The sequence below is a fragment of the Mesorhizobium sp. WSM4813 genome, from assembly GCF_055811555.1.
Genome location: NZ_JBVVQU010000180.1, coordinates 1 through 243, shown reverse-complemented (window position 1 = coordinate 243; position 243 = coordinate 1). Strand labels below are relative to the sequence as shown.

Genomic DNA, 243 nt, shown 5'->3' with positions numbered 1-243 from the left:
GTCGAGCTTCGGATTGGGACGGAAGGTCTGGGCGGCCGCGGCGACCGCCTTATGGTCGCGCGGGGTGAAGGCGCGCAGCGCGTGCTGCACCCGGTTGCCGAGCTGGCCGAGCACGCGGTCGGGCACATCGACCGGATTCTGGGTGACGAAGTAGACGCCGACACCCTTCGAGCGGATCAGGCGCACCACCTGCTCGATCTTGTCCATCAGCGCCTTCGGCGCGTCGTTGAACAACAGATGCGC

1 protein-coding gene is annotated in these 243 nt (G+C 67.5%); it reads right to left on the bottom strand.

Annotated elements, in window-relative coordinates:
- Window positions 1-243: helicase HerA-like domain-containing protein (locus AC0L25_RS32560; RefSeq protein WP_473599204.1), on the bottom strand; the 243-nt coding region annotated here is incomplete at both ends.